The organism is Streptomyces sp. NBC_00328 (genome assembly GCF_036139655.1).
Classification (GTDB): Bacteria; Actinomycetota; Actinomycetes; order Streptomycetales; family Streptomycetaceae; genus Streptomyces.
This window is the reverse complement of the sequence record NZ_CP108013.1, coordinates 8,898,390-8,914,971: the sequence shown is the minus strand read 5'-3', so window position 1 is coordinate 8,914,971 and position 16,582 is coordinate 8,898,390. Positions and strand designations below refer to the sequence as shown.

20 protein-coding genes are annotated in these 16,582 nt (G+C 71.5%); 10 read left to right on the top strand and 10 right to left on the bottom strand.

Annotation, left to right across the window (positions count from 1 at the left end):
- Window positions 1-26: 26 nt before the first annotated feature.
- Window positions 27-596: a TetR/AcrR family transcriptional regulator gene (locus OG485_RS39175; RefSeq protein ID WP_328673374.1), complete on the top strand. Its 570-nt coding sequence runs from the start codon at window positions 27-29 to the stop codon at window positions 594-596.
- A 127-nt stretch (window positions 597-723) separates the two neighbouring features.
- Here OG485_RS39175 and OG485_RS39170 read toward each other — a convergent pair whose 3' ends face one another.
- Window positions 724-1,464, bottom strand: a complete 741-nt coding sequence (locus OG485_RS39170; protein ID WP_328673372.1) for a flavodoxin family protein — start codon at window positions 1,462-1,464, stop codon at window positions 724-726.
- A 366-nt stretch (window positions 1,465-1,830) separates the two neighbouring features.
- Between OG485_RS39170 and OG485_RS39165 the strand changes: the two genes are divergently transcribed.
- From OG485_RS39165 to OG485_RS39155, 3 genes are all read left to right on the top strand, one after another.
- Entirely contained in the window at window positions 1,831-2,628 is a 798-nt protein-coding gene (locus OG485_RS39165) for an oxidoreductase (protein WP_443048975.1), read from the top strand.
- 129 nt (window positions 2,629-2,757) lie between these two features.
- Window positions 2,758-4,413 (top strand): serine/threonine-protein kinase, encoded by a 1,656-nt coding sequence (locus OG485_RS39160; RefSeq protein ID WP_328673368.1) that lies wholly within the window; start codon window positions 2,758-2,760, stop codon window positions 4,411-4,413.
- Entirely contained in the window at window positions 4,410-5,069 is a 660-nt protein-coding gene (locus tag OG485_RS39155) for a hypothetical protein (RefSeq protein WP_328673367.1), read from the top strand. Before OG485_RS39160 ends, OG485_RS39155 begins: the two co-directional genes overlap by 4 nt.
- A 111-nt stretch (window positions 5,070-5,180) precedes the next feature.
- On the opposite strand, the gene OG485_RS39150 is transcribed toward OG485_RS39155, so the two are convergent.
- The 4 genes from OG485_RS39150 to OG485_RS39135 all read right to left on the bottom strand — a co-directional run bounded on the left by OG485_RS39150 (window position 5,181) and on the right by OG485_RS39135 (window position 7,203).
- Window positions 5,181-5,615, bottom strand: coding sequence for a hypothetical protein (locus OG485_RS39150; RefSeq protein WP_328673366.1), 435 nt, complete (start codon window positions 5,613-5,615; stop codon window positions 5,181-5,183).
- 185 nt (window positions 5,616-5,800) lie between these two features.
- Entirely contained in the window at window positions 5,801-6,292 is a 492-nt protein-coding gene (locus OG485_RS39145; RefSeq protein WP_328673365.1) for a hypothetical protein, read from the bottom strand.
- Between the two features lie 397 nt (window positions 6,293-6,689).
- The gene (locus OG485_RS39140) at window positions 6,690-6,947 is read right to left on the bottom strand and encodes a hypothetical protein (RefSeq protein WP_328444843.1); all 258 of its coding nucleotides are present in this window, start codon (window positions 6,945-6,947) and stop codon (window positions 6,690-6,692) included.
- Window positions 6,934-7,203, bottom strand: a complete 270-nt coding sequence (locus OG485_RS39135) for a DUF6400 family protein (RefSeq protein ID WP_328673364.1) — start codon at window positions 7,201-7,203, stop codon at window positions 6,934-6,936. The genes OG485_RS39140 and OG485_RS39135 overlap by 14 nt, the downstream gene beginning before the upstream one ends.
- A 170-nt stretch (window positions 7,204-7,373) precedes the next feature.
- Here OG485_RS39135 and OG485_RS39130 point away from each other — a divergent pair, with 170 nt between their 5' ends.
- The 4 genes from OG485_RS39130 (at window position 7,374) to OG485_RS39115 (ending at window position 11,618) form a co-directional block, all read left to right on the top strand.
- Complete coding sequence (locus OG485_RS39130; protein ID WP_328673363.1) at window positions 7,374-7,871, top strand: lamin tail domain-containing protein; 498 nt, start codon at window positions 7,374-7,376, stop codon at window positions 7,869-7,871.
- A 254-nt stretch (window positions 7,872-8,125) separates the two neighbouring features.
- On the top strand, window positions 8,126-9,862 hold the full coding sequence (locus OG485_RS39125; RefSeq protein ID WP_328673362.1) for a diacylglycerol kinase family protein: 1,737 nt from the start codon (window positions 8,126-8,128) through the stop codon (window positions 9,860-9,862).
- A 1-nt stretch (window position 9,863) separates the two neighbouring features.
- Window positions 9,864-10,817 carry a YihY/virulence factor BrkB family protein gene (locus tag OG485_RS39120; RefSeq protein ID WP_328673361.1) on the top strand — a complete coding sequence of 318 codons (954 nt, stop codon included), beginning with the start codon at window positions 9,864-9,866 and terminating at the stop codon, window positions 10,815-10,817.
- Entirely contained in the window at window positions 10,818-11,618 is an 801-nt protein-coding gene (locus OG485_RS39115) for a phosphatase PAP2 family protein (RefSeq protein ID WP_328673360.1), read from the top strand.
- 16 nt (window positions 11,619-11,634) lie between these two features.
- On the opposite strand, the gene OG485_RS39110 is transcribed toward OG485_RS39115, so the two are convergent.
- Both OG485_RS39110 and OG485_RS39105 read right to left on the bottom strand, forming a co-directional pair.
- The gene (locus OG485_RS39110; protein ID WP_328673359.1) at window positions 11,635-11,865 is read right to left on the bottom strand and encodes a helix-turn-helix domain-containing protein; all 231 of its coding nucleotides are present in this window, start codon (window positions 11,863-11,865) and stop codon (window positions 11,635-11,637) included.
- Window positions 11,865-12,509, bottom strand: coding sequence for a DUF2975 domain-containing protein (locus OG485_RS39105; protein WP_328673358.1), 645 nt, complete (start codon window positions 12,507-12,509; stop codon window positions 11,865-11,867). Before OG485_RS39105 ends, OG485_RS39110 begins: the two co-directional genes overlap by 1 nt.
- Window positions 12,510-12,703: 194 nt before the next feature.
- Here OG485_RS39105 and OG485_RS39100 point away from each other — a divergent pair, with 194 nt between their 5' ends.
- Entirely contained in the window at window positions 12,704-13,036 is a 333-nt protein-coding gene (locus tag OG485_RS39100) for a putative quinol monooxygenase (protein WP_328673357.1), read from the top strand.
- Window positions 13,037-13,078: 42 nt separating this feature from the next.
- On the opposite strand, the gene OG485_RS39095 is transcribed toward OG485_RS39100, so the two are convergent.
- The 3 genes from OG485_RS39095 to OG485_RS39085 form a co-directional block, all read right to left on the bottom strand.
- Window positions 13,079-14,110 (bottom strand): medium chain dehydrogenase/reductase family protein, encoded by a 1,032-nt coding sequence (locus OG485_RS39095; RefSeq protein ID WP_328673356.1) that lies wholly within the window; start codon window positions 14,108-14,110, stop codon window positions 13,079-13,081.
- 157 nt (window positions 14,111-14,267) lie between these two features.
- Window positions 14,268-14,750 carry a DUF5990 family protein gene (locus tag OG485_RS39090; protein WP_328674820.1) on the bottom strand — a complete coding sequence of 161 codons (483 nt, stop codon included), beginning with the start codon at window positions 14,748-14,750 and terminating at the stop codon, window positions 14,268-14,270.
- A gap of 182 nt (window positions 14,751-14,932) precedes the next feature.
- On the bottom strand, window positions 14,933-15,526 hold the full coding sequence (locus OG485_RS39085; RefSeq protein ID WP_328673355.1) for an NADPH-dependent FMN reductase: 594 nt from the start codon (window positions 15,524-15,526) through the stop codon (window positions 14,933-14,935).
- Window positions 15,527-15,638: 112 nt separating this feature from the next.
- On the opposite strand from OG485_RS39085, the gene OG485_RS39080 reads away from it, so the two are divergent.
- Window positions 15,639-16,475: a helix-turn-helix transcriptional regulator gene (locus OG485_RS39080; RefSeq protein ID WP_328673354.1), complete on the top strand. Its 837-nt coding sequence runs from the start codon at window positions 15,639-15,641 to the stop codon at window positions 16,473-16,475.
- The last annotated feature ends 107 nt before the right edge of the window (window positions 16,476-16,582 follow it).

The following is a 16,582-nucleotide window of genomic DNA, read 5'->3' as shown; positions in this document are numbered from 1 at the left end:
CGGTTACGCCAAGGGAGAGGAAGGACATGGGCCGCGCGGGACTGAACGCCGAACGCCTCACACAAGCGGGGGCGGAGCTGGCCGACGAGGTCGGCTTCGATCAGGTGACCGTCTCGGCGCTGGCCAGGCGGTTCGACGTCAAGGTGGCGAGCCTGTACTCGCACGTCAGGAACTCACAGGACCTCAAGACCCGCATCGCCCTGCTCGCCCTGGACGAACTCGCCGAGAGGGGTGCCGCCGCGCTGGCGGGCCGGGCCGGCCGGGACGCGCTGACCGCCTTCGCGAACGTCTACCGCGACTACGCCAGAGAACACCCCGGCCGCTACGCCGCCGCACAGCTCAGACTCGACCCCGAGACCGCGGCGGCGAGCGCGGGCATCAGGCACGCGCGGATGATGCGGGCGATCCTGCGGGGCTACGACCTCACGGAACCGGACGAGACTCACGCGGTCCGGATGCTGGGCAGTGTGTTCCACGGCTATGTGAGCCTGGAGTCGAGTGGAGGCTTCAGCCACAGCGCCCCCGACTCGGGGGAAAGCTGGGCGCGCGTCCTGGACGCCCTCGACGCCCTGCTGCGCAACTGGCCCGCGCCCTGAGTCCGGCGCCCGGCCGGCCGGCGGCACCGGCGGCCCGCGTTCCCCGTTCCCGTGCCGGACAACCGTCGACGCCGCAGCTGTCCGGCACGGGTGTCCGGCCCAGGACCGTCCGCCCGCAGTCCGCGCCTCAGCGGTAGTCGGGATTCGGGGCGTCCGGGCTGCAGCCCGCGTCCCATCGCGAACGCTGGTTGCCATGGGCGGGGATGCCGCCGGACCGCTTCAGCAGGGCCGCCATGTGCATCAGGTTCCAGGTCATGAAGGTGGTGTTGCGATTGGTGAAGTCGTTCTCGGGACCGCCCGAACCCGGGTCGAGATACGAGGGGCCGGGCCCCGCCGGCCCGATCCAGCCGGCGTCGGCCTGCGGCGGGATGGTGTAGCCGAGGTGCTGGAGACTGTAGAGGAGGTTCATCGCGCAGTGCTTCACACCGTCCTCGTTGCCGGTGATCAGACAGCCGCCGACGCGCCCGTAGTAGGCGTACTGACCCGCGGAGTTGAGCAGTCCCGAGCCGCTGTAGAGCCGCTCGACGACCTGCTTGGTGACCGAGCTGTTGTCACCGAGCCAGATCGGCCCGGCGAGGACGAGGATGTCGGCGGCCATCACCCGCTCGTGAATGGCGGGCCAGTCGTCCTGGGCGAATCCGTGTTCGGTCATGTCCGGGTAGACACCCGGGGCGATGTCGTGGTCGACGGCGCGTACGACCTCGGTCGTGACTCCCTGCGCCTCCATGATCGCGCTGCTCTTGTCGACCAGACCTTCGGTGTGGCTCAGCTGGGGTGCCGGCTTGAGGGTGCAGTTGATGAACAGCGCGCGCAGGTCCTCGAAGCGGTACGCGTCGTCGGCTGCCGAGGTCGAAGCTGACTCGGTCACGGGTTACTCCTTGGTGCGGGGCCGCGGCGGTGCGGGCCGGGAAACGGAGACGACCCGGTTGCCGGGTCCGGACGGTGCTCAGGGGCAGCGTCTCGTGTATGCCCCGGCTTGTCCTCGACCGACTCACGGGAACGCCTCGCACAGGGCGCGCATCGGAGTGTCGCGCGCCGTGCGGATGCGGGCCGCACGGCGGCAGGCCGCACGACAAAACCCAGTGCCGCGTCAGCCAAGGTTCGCCCCGTCGCTACGCCCGGTACTCCTCGAAGGGCGAACCTTGACTGACACGGCACTAGGCTGGTGGTCGTGACGACTGAACGATGGGAACTCGGCGGCGACTTGGGCGTCGCGCGCATCGGCTACGGCGCGATGAAGCTGACCGGCTGGCCGCGGGGCGAGCGGCCGGACCGGGACACCTCACTGGGCATTCTGCGCCGCGCCGTGGAGCTCGGGGTGAACCACATCGACACCTCGTACTACTACGCACGTGACGGGGTGTCGGCGAACGAGCTGATCCGGGAGGCACTGCACCCCTATCCGGACGACCTGGTGATCGTGACCAAGGTGGGCGCCCTGGTGGAGGGCGCCGACATCGCCCTGCCCGCGGACCGGAAGACGGGCCTGACCGCCGGCAATCTGCGCCGTGGTGTCGAGGCGAACCTCAGCTCACTCGGCCTGGACCGGATGGACGTGGTGAACCTCAGGATGGGTGATGTCGGCGAAGCCGGCGGGGCCTCCCTGGCCGAGCCGCTGGAAGCGCTGCTGGCGCTGCGGGACGAGGGCCTGATCCGGCATCTGGGCGTTTCCAACATCTCGGCCGACCAGTTCGCCGAGGCCCGCAAGGTCGCTCCGATCTCCTGTGTCCAGAACCTCTACAACCTGTCCCAGCGCGGTGACGATCCCCTGGTCGACGCCTGTGCGGAGGCCGGCGTCGCCTACGTACCCTTCTTCCCGGTCGGCGGCTTCCAGCCGGTCACCGCCGAGCACCTGGAGACCGTGGCCGCCCGCCACCGGGCGACCACACCCCAGGTGGCCCTGGCCTGGCTGCTGGCCCGGTCGCCCAACATCCTCCTCATCCCCGGCACCGGCTCCCTGGCACACCTGGAGGAGAACATCGCCGCCGGAGCACTCGAACTGACCGCCGAGGACCTCGCCGAACTGGGGTGACGGACACCGGGCGATCCGTTCCGCGCCGCCTGCAACCGAAGCGGCCCCGATCGTGTCTCACAGCACACGACTGGAGCGCGTGGGCACCGGAATGCCTCACGGGCCCCACGTCCCGGGGAGGCATGGGTCATGAGCGGTTGGGCGGTACCGGGCTACACCGAGTCCCGCGAGCTCGGTTCGGGGGCCAGCGGACGCGTCGCGCTGGCCGTGCACGAGGAGACCGGCCATCCGGTCGCGGTCAAGTACCTCAGTGAGTCGCTGCGTACCCGTCCGGGCTTCGTGCAGGAGTTCCGGGCGGAGGCGCGGCTGCTCGGCGGGCTGCGCAGCGACCACGTGGCCGGGCTCTACGAGTACGTGGAGGGGCCGGAGGGCGCGGCCATCGTCATGGAACTGGTGGACGGGGTGTGTCTGCGGGCCCTGCTCGGCCGGCAGGCTCCCCTCGATCCGGAAGCCGCCCTCGTCCTTCTCAAGGGCTCACTGCTCGGCCTCGCCGACGCCCACCGCATCGGCGTCGTCCACCGTGACTACAAGCCGGAGAACGTCCTCGTCCGCACCGACGGCACGTCGAAGCTCGTCGACTTCGGGATCGCCGCCACCGACGGCACCACGGCCGGCATCGCGGGCACGCCGTCGTACATGGCTCCCGAGCAGTGGACCGGCGCCCCCGCCTCACCCGCCGCCGACGTGTACGCCGCGACCGCGACGTTCTTCGAGTGCCTGACCGGCCGCAAGCCCTACACGGGCCAGAACCTGGCCGAACTCGCCCTCCAGCACGTGGACGGGATCATCCCCGCCGACGAGGTCCCCGAGCCGGTCCGCTCCCTCGTCCAGCGCGGCCTCGCCAAGGCTCCCGACCAACGGCCCGCCCACGCCGAGGACTTCGTCGCGGAACTCGAGGCCACGGCCGGCGGCGCGTACGGCCCGGACTGGGAGGAGCGCGGCCGCCGGCGACTCGCGGCGCTCGCGGCCCTGTGCCTCCTGCTGGTCCCCTCCGCCCCTTCCGTCCCGCGCCACGCCACGGACGCGGCGCGCACGGTCCTCGGCAGGGCACCCGACTGGCTCCGGGCCTGGCAGCCGAGTCTGCGCGCGCTGCTCGTGTCCGGGGCCGCGCTCGTCGCGGCCCTCCTGCTGACCTACGGCGTCGACCGGCACGCCCCGGACTTCGGCACACCCCGAAGGGCCGCGGAGGCACTGGCCACCACCAGCGCGCAGCCGGCCGGTGACAGCGGCCCCACGGCGACGGCGGACCCCGGGTCCCCGACGCCGTCCTCCTCGTCGTCCGCGTCGGCTCCGCCCTCGCCCTCCGGTTCGGCCACGGACGCCACCGCGCAGCCGTCGGCGTCGGCCTCGGCGTCCGGTTCGGCGTCCGCGTCCGCGTCGGCCACCGTGGCGCCTCCGACGCCACCGGCCACGACGACGTCCGAGCCCACCACGACGTCCCCGTCGCCCACCCTCACCGTCAACGTCAAGTCCGTCACCTTCAGCGAGTTCCGGCAGACGGGCACGGCGACCGCGGCGGCGACGGCCACGGTCACCACCGACGGCACCGGACCGGTCACCCTCACGGTCGCGTGGTTCACCGGTGAGGTCAGCGGGCAGGCCGGAACCCAGGACGGGGCGGCGGAGACGTACCGGCGCAGCGGTTCGACCCAGTACACCATCGCCCTCGACCACACGTTCCAGGGAGCGGGCTGCTACTGGGGCGTCCGGGCCGGCACCCAGCCGGCCTCCGCCGACGGCGGCGCCTGGCAACAGCTCCTGACCCGGCGGTGCTCGCTGCGATGAACGACAACTCCGGCGCCCCGGGCGCCCACTCGCCCGACGACGACTACAGCGCGACCGTGCTCGGCAGCCACTGGATCCAGCGGCCGGACTCCTCCGACACGCTCGCGCTCACCGGGAGTTCGCCCACCGTCGCGCTGTCGGACGCCGAGGCCGGGGCCGTCGCGCCCGACCGGGTCGAGGGCACCCTGCTGCGTTTCGGCCCCGGCGTGAACGCCGACACCATGCGCCGGGTCGCCGTGACTCCCGCGGCCGTGCCGGTACGCCGCCGGACCTGGCGCCGGCACGCGCTGCCGGCCGTGGTGCTGCTGGCCGTCGCCGCCCTTCTCCTGTGGCACCGCTCCGCGCCGTCCCTCGGGGTGGAAAGCGTCGCGGTCGGCTCCGGATCGCCCTCGCCCGGATGCGACGAGACCGCCGACATCACGGGCGTCGTCACCACCAACGGCATTCCCGGCGAACTCACCTACCGCTGGGTCCGCAGCGACGGCACCTCCTCGGACGTCCTGCACGAGGATCTGACGCGTCACCAGAAGCGGGCGCGACTGCACTTGTTGTGGACGTTCCAGGGCGACGGCAGCTACGCGGCACGCGCCGAGCTGCACCTGCTGTCGCCGGTACGCCGCACGGTGTCGACGAAGCTCACGTACCACTGCCCGTGACAGGGCCGGGCACCCGCCCGGCGGTGTGACGGCGTTCGGCCGCCGCGGACCGCGAACCGGGCACGGGCACGGGGAAACCCGCCGCCCGGGCCGTCCGGGTGTCCGGCGCCTTCACACGCTCGGCGGTGTGCAGGCGCTCAGCCCGGTGACGTAGTTGAGCTGGGGGCCGTAGCCGGCGAAGGTGGCGATCGCCCGGGGAAGCAGGGTGCGGCACGGGGCGCCCTGGCCGTCGGTGTACTGGACGGTGACGTCCACGGTGGTGTCGCAGTCGTTGACGACGGTCGTGTAGCGCCAGTCGCTGTAGTAGTGGACGCAGTCCGGAACGGGTGTCGCGTCGACCGCATCGCCCGCGAGGACCCCCTGACCGGCGTCTCGCGCGGCGGCGGGCGCCTCGGCGGCACCCATCAGGCCCACGATCGCGACGGACAGACCCAGAGCCGTCCTGAGCCCGCGCGGATGGATGAGGCGGCTGGTGGTGAACATGGAGGCGTCCTTCAGGTCGGCGAGAGCGGCGGCCGTGGAGCCGCGCTGCGTGCCACCTTGCAACGCCTGCAAGTATTGCGCAAAGCCATGCAACATCTTTCAGTCGATGATGAACTCTCAACCGAACAGGTGCCGTTCACGAGAATGTCCCGCCTTGGACCTTGCACCCCCTGCGGTACGACCTGTGCGCGGGGCCGGCCCGGTGACGGTGTGACCGCGGGTCGGCCCGGTGCGGGCCGGCCGGGTGGTCAGCCGCGAGATCTGCCCTGGTCCCGTCGGCCCTGCCGGGACTGGGGGCGGCCATGCCCGCCGGCACGGCGACGTGACGGTGCGGGGGGTGCGTCCGCGCTGTTGAAACCGGGGCCGCTCGGGGCGCTGAATCCGCCGGGGACCGCGGGAGCGGCCGCGGGGGCACCGGCGGCGGCCGTCGGCGCGGGGGGCGCGGACGGCGTACGGGTGCGCGGCACCGCGCGGCCCAGGACACGGGTGTGCGTCATCAACGGGGCGCAGGCGGCGCAGACTTCCATCAGGTTCCACACCTGGGCAATGGCCGGATCATGGCGCAGCACCAGGAGCACACTGCCCATGCAGTGCACCTGACTGCCCTCGTGGGAGGCGCACTGCGCCTGCCGGCAGGCACAGGCGGCGTCCGCGTGCACGGTGGCCGCGCGGGCGTGCGCCCCGATGTGGGCCTCGGCGAAGCGGCGCAGCGCGGCGAGGTCACGGGAGCGCGGCGGCATGGCGCAGGGAGAGGAGCAGGTGACCGACGCGGTGCGGTCGCTGTGGCCGGAGATACGGACGGTCCACGTGCGTCCCGGACGTCGCGCGGCAGGAGATTCAGAGTATGGGAGGTCCAAGACCGGCAGTCCTTCGGCAGTGGGATGTTCGCGCAGATGCGCATGGAGTTTCTTTACCCGCGCGGGCCGGTCCGTCATTCACCGGTGGGCCGCGAGCGTCCTCGAATCTTCGAGCGATGGCGTGCGCGGGCCCGGACTGCTGTCGTGCGGGGTTGCGATCTTCCCACAGCGGCGCGTCGGACGAGTTCGACCCGCCTGGGGCCCTTGAGGATAACCCCGCCGTGACGTGCGGGTCATCGGGGGTGGGCGCATCCCGCGCCCGCGATACCGGCCCGCCGGGTCAGCGTCCGGGACGGCCGCCCGTGACGCGGCTCCACCAGGAGCGGGTGGCGCCGAATCCGGTCTCGTGGGCCCAGACATGGGTGCACGAGGGGCACTGGAGGTGGAGCAGGCTTCCGGTGGTGGAGAGCAGGTAGCGCCAGTGGTCGGAGCACGACCGTCGCTGCTCGCAGGAGGCGCATCCGCGGCTGTCGGCGCAGTTCGGGCAGGTCACCCAGGCGCGCCGCCCGATGTCCGCCTGCGGGTCAAGCGGCAGCACGGCCGTCTCCGCGACGGGGAAGTACACCGGCCGCGACGAGGTCGTCGTACACGCGCTGCTGCCGCTCGTCGAGACCGGAGTACAGAAGCGCGTACGCGGCCTCCTCCTGGCGCATCACCTCCATGGGGTCCCAGTCGGGACCGAGGGCGGTCAGGACCTGGGCCTGCCGCAGGACCTCCTGGGCGGTGAGGTCGACGGAGAACTCGACCAGCCCGGAGGCGGGGCCGGTGGGAAGCGAGGGGTTCTGTGGGGCCATGGGAGAGAACTTAGGTATGCCTTTCTTGTCGGGACAAGAGGAGGTGGGCGAAGTCACAGCGAGCTCAGGACCGACGGCCGCTCACGAGTCCCACACATCTCCGTCATCCGTTGATCACATCATCGGTATGCTCCTGGAGCTCCATCCGCACTACTGAGGGGGGATTCCTCATGCGTATCCGCAATGCCCTGGCCGTCACCGCCGCCGCTGTCGGCACGCTCGCCGCCATCGCCACGGCCCCGGCCCAGGCCACGGAGTACTCGTCCGCGCTGAAGATCAAGGGCGTCCAGTACGACGCGCCCGGCCGGGACTCCAACAGTTGCTCCAGCGGCAACACGAAGAACGAGTACCTGACCATCAAGAACTACTCGTCCGGCACGACCGTCAACCTGAAGGGTTACGTCGTCAAGGACGCGACGGGCAACAAGTTCACCTTCCCGGCGAACCACTACCTGGAGCCCGGGGACTCGGTGAAGCTTCGCGGCGGCCACGGCACCGACTCGGACGCCGGCAACGTCGTCTACCGCCAGAACTGCAACTTCATCTGGAACAACGACAAGGACAGCATCTACCTGTACAAGTCGTCCGGTGCCCGTGCCGACGTCCACTCGTACACCAAGTCGGCCAACGACCGTGACGGCAACGGCTACATCTCGTACCACGGCTGAGCCGGGCGCCGGGACCCGCTGACCGGTCCCCGTGCGGCCGCCGGGCACCGTCCGCCCGGAGACGACGTCCCGGGCGGAGCGACCTCGCGGTCGCTCCGCCCGGGACGGGACGACCGCGAGGACCGGGGGCTTTCGTCCCGATCCACGCCGTGACAGGCCTGTCCGGGGCCATCGGGGGCAAACGGCCGTGGACCCGGGAGGAAGCGCGTCCCGGGCGGCAACCGGCCGCAGCGCGCTGCCCCTGGGAGTCCCCGATGCCGACCGCCGTACCGGACGGAGCCGCCGAAGTGACCGGCGGCCGCACCGAAGCCGTGAGCTCCGCCCGCCCGTTCGCACTGCCCCGGGGCACCGGCCGGACCACCGCCCGCATCGCCGCACTGACCGCGGGCCAGGCCGCGTCGATGGTGGGCCTCGGACTGCTGATCACCGGTCCCGCCCGCGGACTGTGGCCGCTGACCGCCGAGGACACGGTCAACGAGCGCCTCGAACAGGCCCGCACCGGGACCCTCACCACGCTGTCCTCCATCGCCTCGGAGGCCGGCAACACCCTCACGGTCGTCGCCCTCACGCTGCTGGCCTGCCTGGGGCTGCTCCTGATACCCCGCCTCCCGATGTGGCGTCAGGCGGTCTTCCTCGCCGTCGCCGTCTCGCTCCAGTCGCTGGTCTTCCTGGCCATCACCGAGTCGGTGGACCGCAACCGGCCGGACGTGGACCGCCTCGACGCGTCGCCGCCCACGTCGAGTTACACCTCCGGGCACACCGGGGCGGCGACCGCGCTCTACGCGGGTCTGGCGGTTCTCGCGCTGTCCCGGGTCCGCGGGCCGTGGCGCAGGGTCGTGGCCGGGCTGCTGCTGCTCCTGCCGCTGCTCGTGGGCGCCGCCAGGCTCTACCGGGGCATGCACCACCCCACGGACGTCCTGGGCGGCCTCGTCAACGGCGGGCTGTCCCTGCTGATCGTGGGGCGCGCCCTGCTCGTCGACCCGTCCGTGACCGCCGTGCCGTCCGGCACACGCTCCGCACGGACCGTCGCCGAGCGTCCCCCCGGTACGACCACCGTGATCCTCAACCCCACGGTGACCGGCGAGTCCGAGCGCCACGAACTGCGGCGGACCCTGGAACGGCACGGCCACCGCGAACCCGTGTTCCTGGAGACCACCGCGGACGATCCCGGGGCCGGACAGGGCGCCCGCGCGGTCCGCGAGGGAGCGACACTCGTCGTGGTCTGCGGTGGGGACGGAACGGTCCGCGCGGTCGCCGACGCCCTGGCCGGCAGCGGTGTTCCCCTGGCCGTCGTCCCCTGCGGCACCGGCAATCTGCTGGCCCGCAATCTCGGTCTGCCGCTCTCCCCGGTCGCCGCGCTCGAAGCCGCGCTGAGCGGCGGTCCGCGCCGGCTCGACCTCGGAAGCATCGAGGGCGACGGCCTGCCCGCCACCCGGTTCGCCGCCATGGCCGGGGCCGGGCTCGACGCCGCGATGATGGAGCACACCGATCCTCGCGCCAAGGCCGCCCTCGGCTGGCCCGCCTACGCGCTGGCCGGGTTCGGAACACTGCGCACTCCCCGTATGCGGGTGACGATCCGGCTGGACGGGTCCCCCGCCTTCCGCCGCACGGCCCGCATGGTGCTCGTCGCCAACGTGGGAACCGTCCAGGGCGGGGTCACCCTGCTGCCCGCCGCCCGTCCCGACGACGGGCTGCTCGACCTCCTGGTCCTCGACCCGCGGGGACCCGGCGGCTGGCTGCGGGCCGTCCGGACATTGCTGCGCGGACGCGCCGCACCCCGGGAGCCGTCCAACGCGAACACCCTCGCGGCCGAGGGCGACGACCGTCACGGGCTCCCCGTGGAGTTCTTCACCTTCCGGCGGGCCGAACTCACTTTCGACGCGCCGCAGTCCAGGGAGCTCGACGGGGATCCGGTGGACCCCGGCCGGCGCCTCACCGCCGAGGTCCGGCCCGGCGCCCTGACCGTCCTGCTGCCCTCCCAGGAGAAGTGAAGTGGGTACCGCGACGAAGGTCCCGGAGACCCGTGCCATGTCCGGCGACGAGCTCTCGGCCGACGAGGCCCTGGCGTCGCTGCGCCGGTACGGCGGCTGGCCCCTGCTGCGCGACGCGTTCATCCGGTTCCGCTACGCCGACGGGTTCAGTCATTCCCGTGCGCTCGCCCTCCAGACGGTACTGGCCCTGATCCCGCTCGCCATCGCGTTCGTGGGCCTGTCCTCGGCCCTGCACACCGAGAACATCGGCAGAGTCGCCGAACTGACGATCCGCAAGCTCGCCGCGGGCCCGAGCGCCGACGTCGTCGACGACGCGCTGCGCCGCAGCCGGCACACGGCGGGCGACGGGGCGCAGGTCGCCCTGTGGTTCGGGCTGGCCTTCTCCCTGGTCAACGTGACCACCGCGATGTGCCAGATCGAGCGCGGTGCCAACCGGATCTACGGCAACGAACGCGACCGCGTGTTCCACCGGAAGTATCTGCGCGGCCTGGCCATGTCCCTGAGCGCGGGGATCCCGCTCGGCCTCGGTTTCGTCCTGATGGTGGCCGGCGGCGACCTGGCGTCCGCCGTCGTGACGGTCTACCACGTCGACGGCGGCGCCAAGACCGCCTGGGACATGCTGCGTTGGCCCTTCGGCCTGCTCCTCGCCCTCATCTCGGCCAGCGCGGTCTTCCGCCGCTCGCCCCGCCGTCGCCAACCCGGCTACACCTGGCTGGCCTTCGGAGCGGCCGTGTACCTCGTGCTGTGGACGGCGCTGACCTGGCTGTTGAGCCTCTATCTCGGGCTCAGCGGCACCTTCGACACGGTCTACGGCCCTCTCAGCGCCTTCATGTCGCTGCTGCTGTGGGCCTACCTGACCTCGATCGCCCTGTTCCTCGGACTGTCCTTCGCCGCCCAGCTGGAGGCCTCACGCGCGCGGCGCCCCGGTCCGGTCCAACCCGATCCGGGAGTCTGAATGGCGGCGCGCGCAACGGTCCGGACCCAGAGGGACCGCCGCCGGGCGGCCGACCGACGGTTCGGCGCCCGGCTGCTCGGCTCGGCCGCGGTGGCCGCGATCACGGCGGTGCCGTTCGGCCTGCTCCTCGTCCTGGTCGAGGGCCGGTGGCAACCCCTGCGCCGGCTCGACGCGGGCGCGGCCCGCCGGCTGCACGAGATCGCCCTGGAGCATCCCGCCTGGACGAGCACACTGCGTTTCCTCTCCGACCGGGTCTGGGATCCGGTCACCTTGCGCACGGCTGTCGCCCTGCTGACCGTCTGGCTGGTGTACCGCCGGGCCTGGCGTCTGGCCGCGTGGGCGGCGGTGACAGCGGTGGCCGGCGGGTTCATCGGGCTCCTGGTGAAGACGGTCGTCGAGCGGGCACGTCCGTCGCTGGAGGATCCGGTGGCACGGGCGCCCGGGTTCTCCTTCCCGTCGGGCCACGCGATGACCGCCACCACCTCGTTCGCCGTCCTGCTGCTGGTCCTGCTGCCCATGGTGCCGCGCTCCCTGCGCGCGCTGTGCTGGGGCGCCGCCGTGCTCTCGGTCCTCGGTGTCGGCTTCACCCGCGTCGCGCTGGGCGTTCACTGGTTCAGCGATGTGCTGGGCGGCTGGCTGCTCGGTCTGACCGTCGTCACCCTCACCGCCTGGGCGTTCGAGGCCTGGCGGGCCGACACGGGCAGGCCCCCCGCCGACGTCGGCGAAGGCCTGGAGCCCGAACTCACCGACGAACGGCCCGAAGCCGAGGCCCCCGGGCCGGGGGAACGGGCTGTCACATGACGGTCCGTTCGGTCCCCTACTCGGGCGGGCGATAACTGAGGAGGTCCCCCGGCTGGCACTCCAGCACCTCGCAGAGCCGTGTCAGCGTGGTGAACCGTACGGCTCTCGCCCGGCCGTTCTTCAGGATCGACAGGTTCACATGCGTGACACCGACCCGGTCCGCGAGCTCCGCCAGGGTCATCCCGCGTTCTTCGAGCAGACGGTCGAGATGGACCTCGATCGCGTGCTCCTCCTTGTCCTCGGGCATCAGACCGTTCCGTCGAGGTCTTCTCGCATGGCGACGCCGACGCGCATGATCCGGGCGAAGGAGAGAACGCCGAGGCCGGTGAGTATCGCCATGTACGGAGCGTCCCACGAGATGAGCCCGGACAGGGCGCTGACATCGCCGCCTCTGCTCAGCGAACGGATCAGCGCCTTCTCGCCCACGGACTCCGCGATCGCGGCGAGCACACTGCCGGCCAGCAGCCACCAGCCCAAGCGCCGCAACCGCCGCGCCGTCCGCGCGGTGTAGAGGCCGTCGCCCTCGGCTCCCCTGATCAGCCGGAGGACGAGCAGGAGCGCCCCGACGGTGAAGACGAACGAGGGAACCTGCGTCGCGGTGTTGAGCAGGCCTTGAGCCGTGCCGGGATCGTCGGTGCAGAAGCTCGGGTGGGCGTCCAGGCCCATCGAGGCTCCCGGCGCCGCCTTGAACCCCATGTGGGACGGCATGTCGGGGCCCACCGTGTTCGTCGTGTCCGTGACGCAGATCGTCGTGTCCCCGATGCCGAGGACGCTGACTCCGTCCACGAACATCGAACCGAACACGCCCAGGACCGTCACCACCGCGATCAGCGTCACGATCATCGTGACCGCGCTCGACATCGGCTCCAGTGGATTGCGTACCCTCGCCATGACTCCCCCATATCGATTATCGATGTTATCGAAAAACGATACAGAGCCCGCCGTGGCTCCGCAAGGCCGTTCGAGGCCGGGCGCCGGACAGGAGCGATCAGGTCGCCGAGGTTCCCCCGATCGGCCTACAGGCCCCTGGTGTTCACCTGCCGCTGACGGCACAGAATGGCTCGACACCGACCCGAGGAGCCCTCATGATCTTCATCACCGTCAAGTTCAGCGTCCGCCCCGAGGACGCGGAGAAGTGGCCGGAGATCACGGCCGATTTCACGGCGGCCACCCGCGCCGAGCCCGGCTGCCTGTGGTTCGACTGGTCCCGGAGCCTCGACGATCCGACGGAGTACGTCCTGGTCGAGGCCTTCCGGGACGACGAGGCCGGGGCCTCCCACGTCCAGTCCGCGCACTTCAAGGCCGCCCAGCAGGCCCTGCCTCGCCACCTGACCACGACACCGCGCATCGTGAACATGAAGGTCCCCCAGGACGACTGGTCCCTCCTGGGCGAGATGGTCGTCGAGGAGCGCCCCTGAGGCTTGTCCGACAGCGCCGCGGCACCGGGCGGGGGTCCCCGCCTACGGATTGAGGACGACCTTTCCGGCGACGGTGCCGGACTCGGCCAGCCGCAGCGCCTCGGCAGCCTCGGTCAGCGGCAGCCGGGCGGCGATCCGGGCGGTGACGTCACCGCGCTGGAGGGCGCCGAAGACCTGGGTGAGGTCGGCGCGCAGCCGGGCCCGGAACCGGGTCCGGGACAGGGCCCGACCGGCCCAGATGTTGAAGAAGTACGCGTGGCGGCCGTTGGGCAGGACGTTCCACAGCCAGACACGGCCGAGCAGTTTGAGCACGGGCCACTGCTTGGACCCCGTGTCGTCCCGGGTGGAGGCGCTGCCGTAGGAGACGAGCGTGCCGCCGGGAGCCAGCAGGTGCCACGAGTCGACGGCGCTGCGGCCTCCGACGTGGTCGAACACGGCATCGACCCCGCCGGGCGCGAGTTCGCGTACGCGCGCCGGGACGTCCTCGGTGCGGTAGTCGACGGGGATGACGCCCTGTTCGCGCAGGGAGTCGTGGTGACGTGCCGAGGCCGTACCGATCACCTTGGCGCCGGCGGCGCGCGCGAGCTGGACCAGGACCGAACCGACGCCGCCGTTGGCGCCGTGCACGAGGACGGTCCGGCCCGCGCCGATCCGCGCCTTGCGGTGCAGCATCTGCCATGCCGTGACGCCGTTGACGACCACGGTCTCCGCCTCCGCCGCCCCGACGCCGTCGGGCACCGGTACGACGTCGGCCGCCTCCACGCGCACATGGCTGGCCCAGCCGCCGACCTTGACCAGCGCGGCGACCCGGGTGCCGGTCAGGCCCGGGTCGACCCCGTGGCCGGTGGTGAGAACCGTGCCGACCAGGTCGTAGCCGGGAACGAAGGGGAAGGGAGGCTGGTCGTAGTACCGCCCGCGGCGCATCTGCTGTTCGGCGAAGGAGACGCCAGTCGCCTCCATCCGCACGACGACCTGACCGGGGCCCGGGACGGGCACGGCGCCGTGCCGGATCTCCAGCCCTTCCGGCTCCACCTTGCCCGGCAGGACGACCTCGACGAGCCCTTCGGCGTTCATGACGACCTCCACTGCACTCCGCGCGAGTTATCTACTATCGCTTTAGTTAGAAGCTATAACGCACGGGCGTGAGCGTCAAGAGCTTTCGTTATAGGTTCTAACTCGGAGGGTGCCGCCGGGCCCGTCGCCCCGGCACCACCTCGGGTGCGCGCGGGGATTACGGGGCGGATTCGGCCGTCCACTCGATGTCCGGCGGCACGACGCGGGCGCACCGCGGGTTTCCGAGCGCGTCGGTCAGCCCCAGCCGCCCGACGAGGAGGCCTTCGCGCGCGGCCGCGTCGAGCACATCCGCGGGGACGGCGTCGAGCATGAGTTTGGCGCGACGGAACATACTGAAGACACCCGCCTCGTCGACCGTGCCCCACGACAGATAGATGAACCGGTGCCCCAGGCGGTCCTGTAGATAGGGGCCCTTCAGTTCGATCCCCGTCGGCGAGGGCGCGGCCGTGCAGGGGAGGGTCCAGGTCGCGAAGGCGCCGTCGCCGGGCTGGGGATCGAGCAGTTCGGCCGGACGGTCACGGAGCTGCACCGCCACGTGGATGTTGTCGTACGCCGCGACGGTGCCGCGGCCTTCGGGAGCCGGGCAGGTGAGGCCGGGCAGGTCGTCGGCGTCGATACGGATGTGCATACGGGCCATCATGCCGCCGAACCGCCAGGCACCGAGATTCGCGAGGCCTCCGGGGACGGTTCGACCACCGTCGGCGACGACGGTCCGCCCTCGGTCCGGCATCGGGCGAGGGCGGTCGCGAACCCCTGCGACCGAGCGCGACCGTGCCGACCGGCAGATCGGTGCGCCCGAGCGGGAGCTTCCGTCGTCGCCGCTCAGGCCGGGTAGGGAGCGGCGTTGCGCGCCGACCGGAGTGCGGCCGCCCACCAGGCCAACTGGTCGAGCACCGTCTTGGCGTACCGGGGGGACTCGGGATCGAGCGGACGACCGTCCTGCCACGCGGTGAAGTAGTTCGGGAAGGCAAGACCATCGCGAATCGTCACCGCGTGCAACTCGGTCAGCACGTTCTCCAGGTGCAGCACGGCGTGCCGGCCGCCTGCCGCACCGCCATAGCTGACGAAGGCGACGGGCTTGGCCGTCCACTGGGTGAAGTGCCAGTCGATGGCCGCCTTCAGCGAGGCGGGATAGCTGTGGTTGTACTCCGGCGTGACCACGATGAACGCGTCAGCACCCTCCAGAGCCGACGTCAGTGCCGCCATCCCCGCCGGACGGGGGTACCCGTCGCCGGCGTACTTCGGCGATGCCGAGGGCAGCGCCAACGGGATGTCGATCTCGGCCAGATCTATGACTTCCACATCGAAACCACCGTGGAGGCCTGCCTGTTCGGCCACCCATGACCCCACAACCGGGCCGAACCGTCCCTCCCGGACGCTTCCGACGATGATCACAAGCTTGTCGCTGTTCTCCATGCCCACCACGATCAGGCCGCTGCGGGGATCCGACCAGACCGTGCTCAGGCCAGCCCCCGCAGGGCCAGTCTGAGCAGTCCGCGCTCAGCGGGCAGCGCCGTATGCTCACGGCATGGGTTCGCCGTTGGGGGATTTCGTCCGGGCCAGGCGCGACAGCATCCAGCCGGAATCGCTGGGACTGCCGGATCACGGCCGCCGCCGGTCACCGGGGCTGCGGCGCTCGGACCTCGCCGCGCGGGCCGGCATCAGCGTCGAATACCTGACCCGCATCGAACAGGGCCGAGACCGCAATCCGTCGGTGGCGGTGGTGAACGCGCTTGCCGACGCGCTCGGTCTCGACCGCTCCGAGCGCGACCACCTGCGCTACCTCGCAAAGATCACTGGCGGCGTATGTTCCGCTCACACACGGCCCGCACCACCACGCCGCGACGTCCGCCCGTCGGTCCTGGAGACACTCCGCCTCCTTGAACCGGGGATCGCCATGGTGACCAACCGGCTGGGTGACGTCCTCGCCCACACCAGCGGCTACGAGTCGGTGACGAGCCGTACCGGATTGCTCGACGCCGACCCGCCTAACCTCACCCGCTACGTCTTCACCGACCCCCGCGCCCGGACGTTCTTCGCCGACTGGGACGAGGTCGCGGACGAACATGCCTTCGACCTGTGGCTCGGACCGTCCGTCGAGAACTCCGAGTGGTTCACCACCGAGCTCGCCTCCATCGCCGGCCCGGAGTTCACGCGCCGCCTGAACCGTCACGTGGTTCCGCGACGTGGAGCTCTCCGCCTCAACCACCCGTCAGGGCACGAACTTCAGCTCCTTCGCGAAACCCTCGAACTCTCCTCGGACGCCCAACAGCTGGTCGTCTTCCTCCCTGCCGACGAGAGAACGGCCCAGGCAGTCGACCAGCTCCGCCACCAACCCCATGGCCGGCTCCGGGCCATCTCGTAAGACCCCCTGATCAGCGGCCGGCGGCCGGCCCGATCCTGGGTGATCCGAACGACACCCCTGGCGGTACCGGCGCCGTGTCGACGAGACCACGGCGCCGGCGGCGTGGT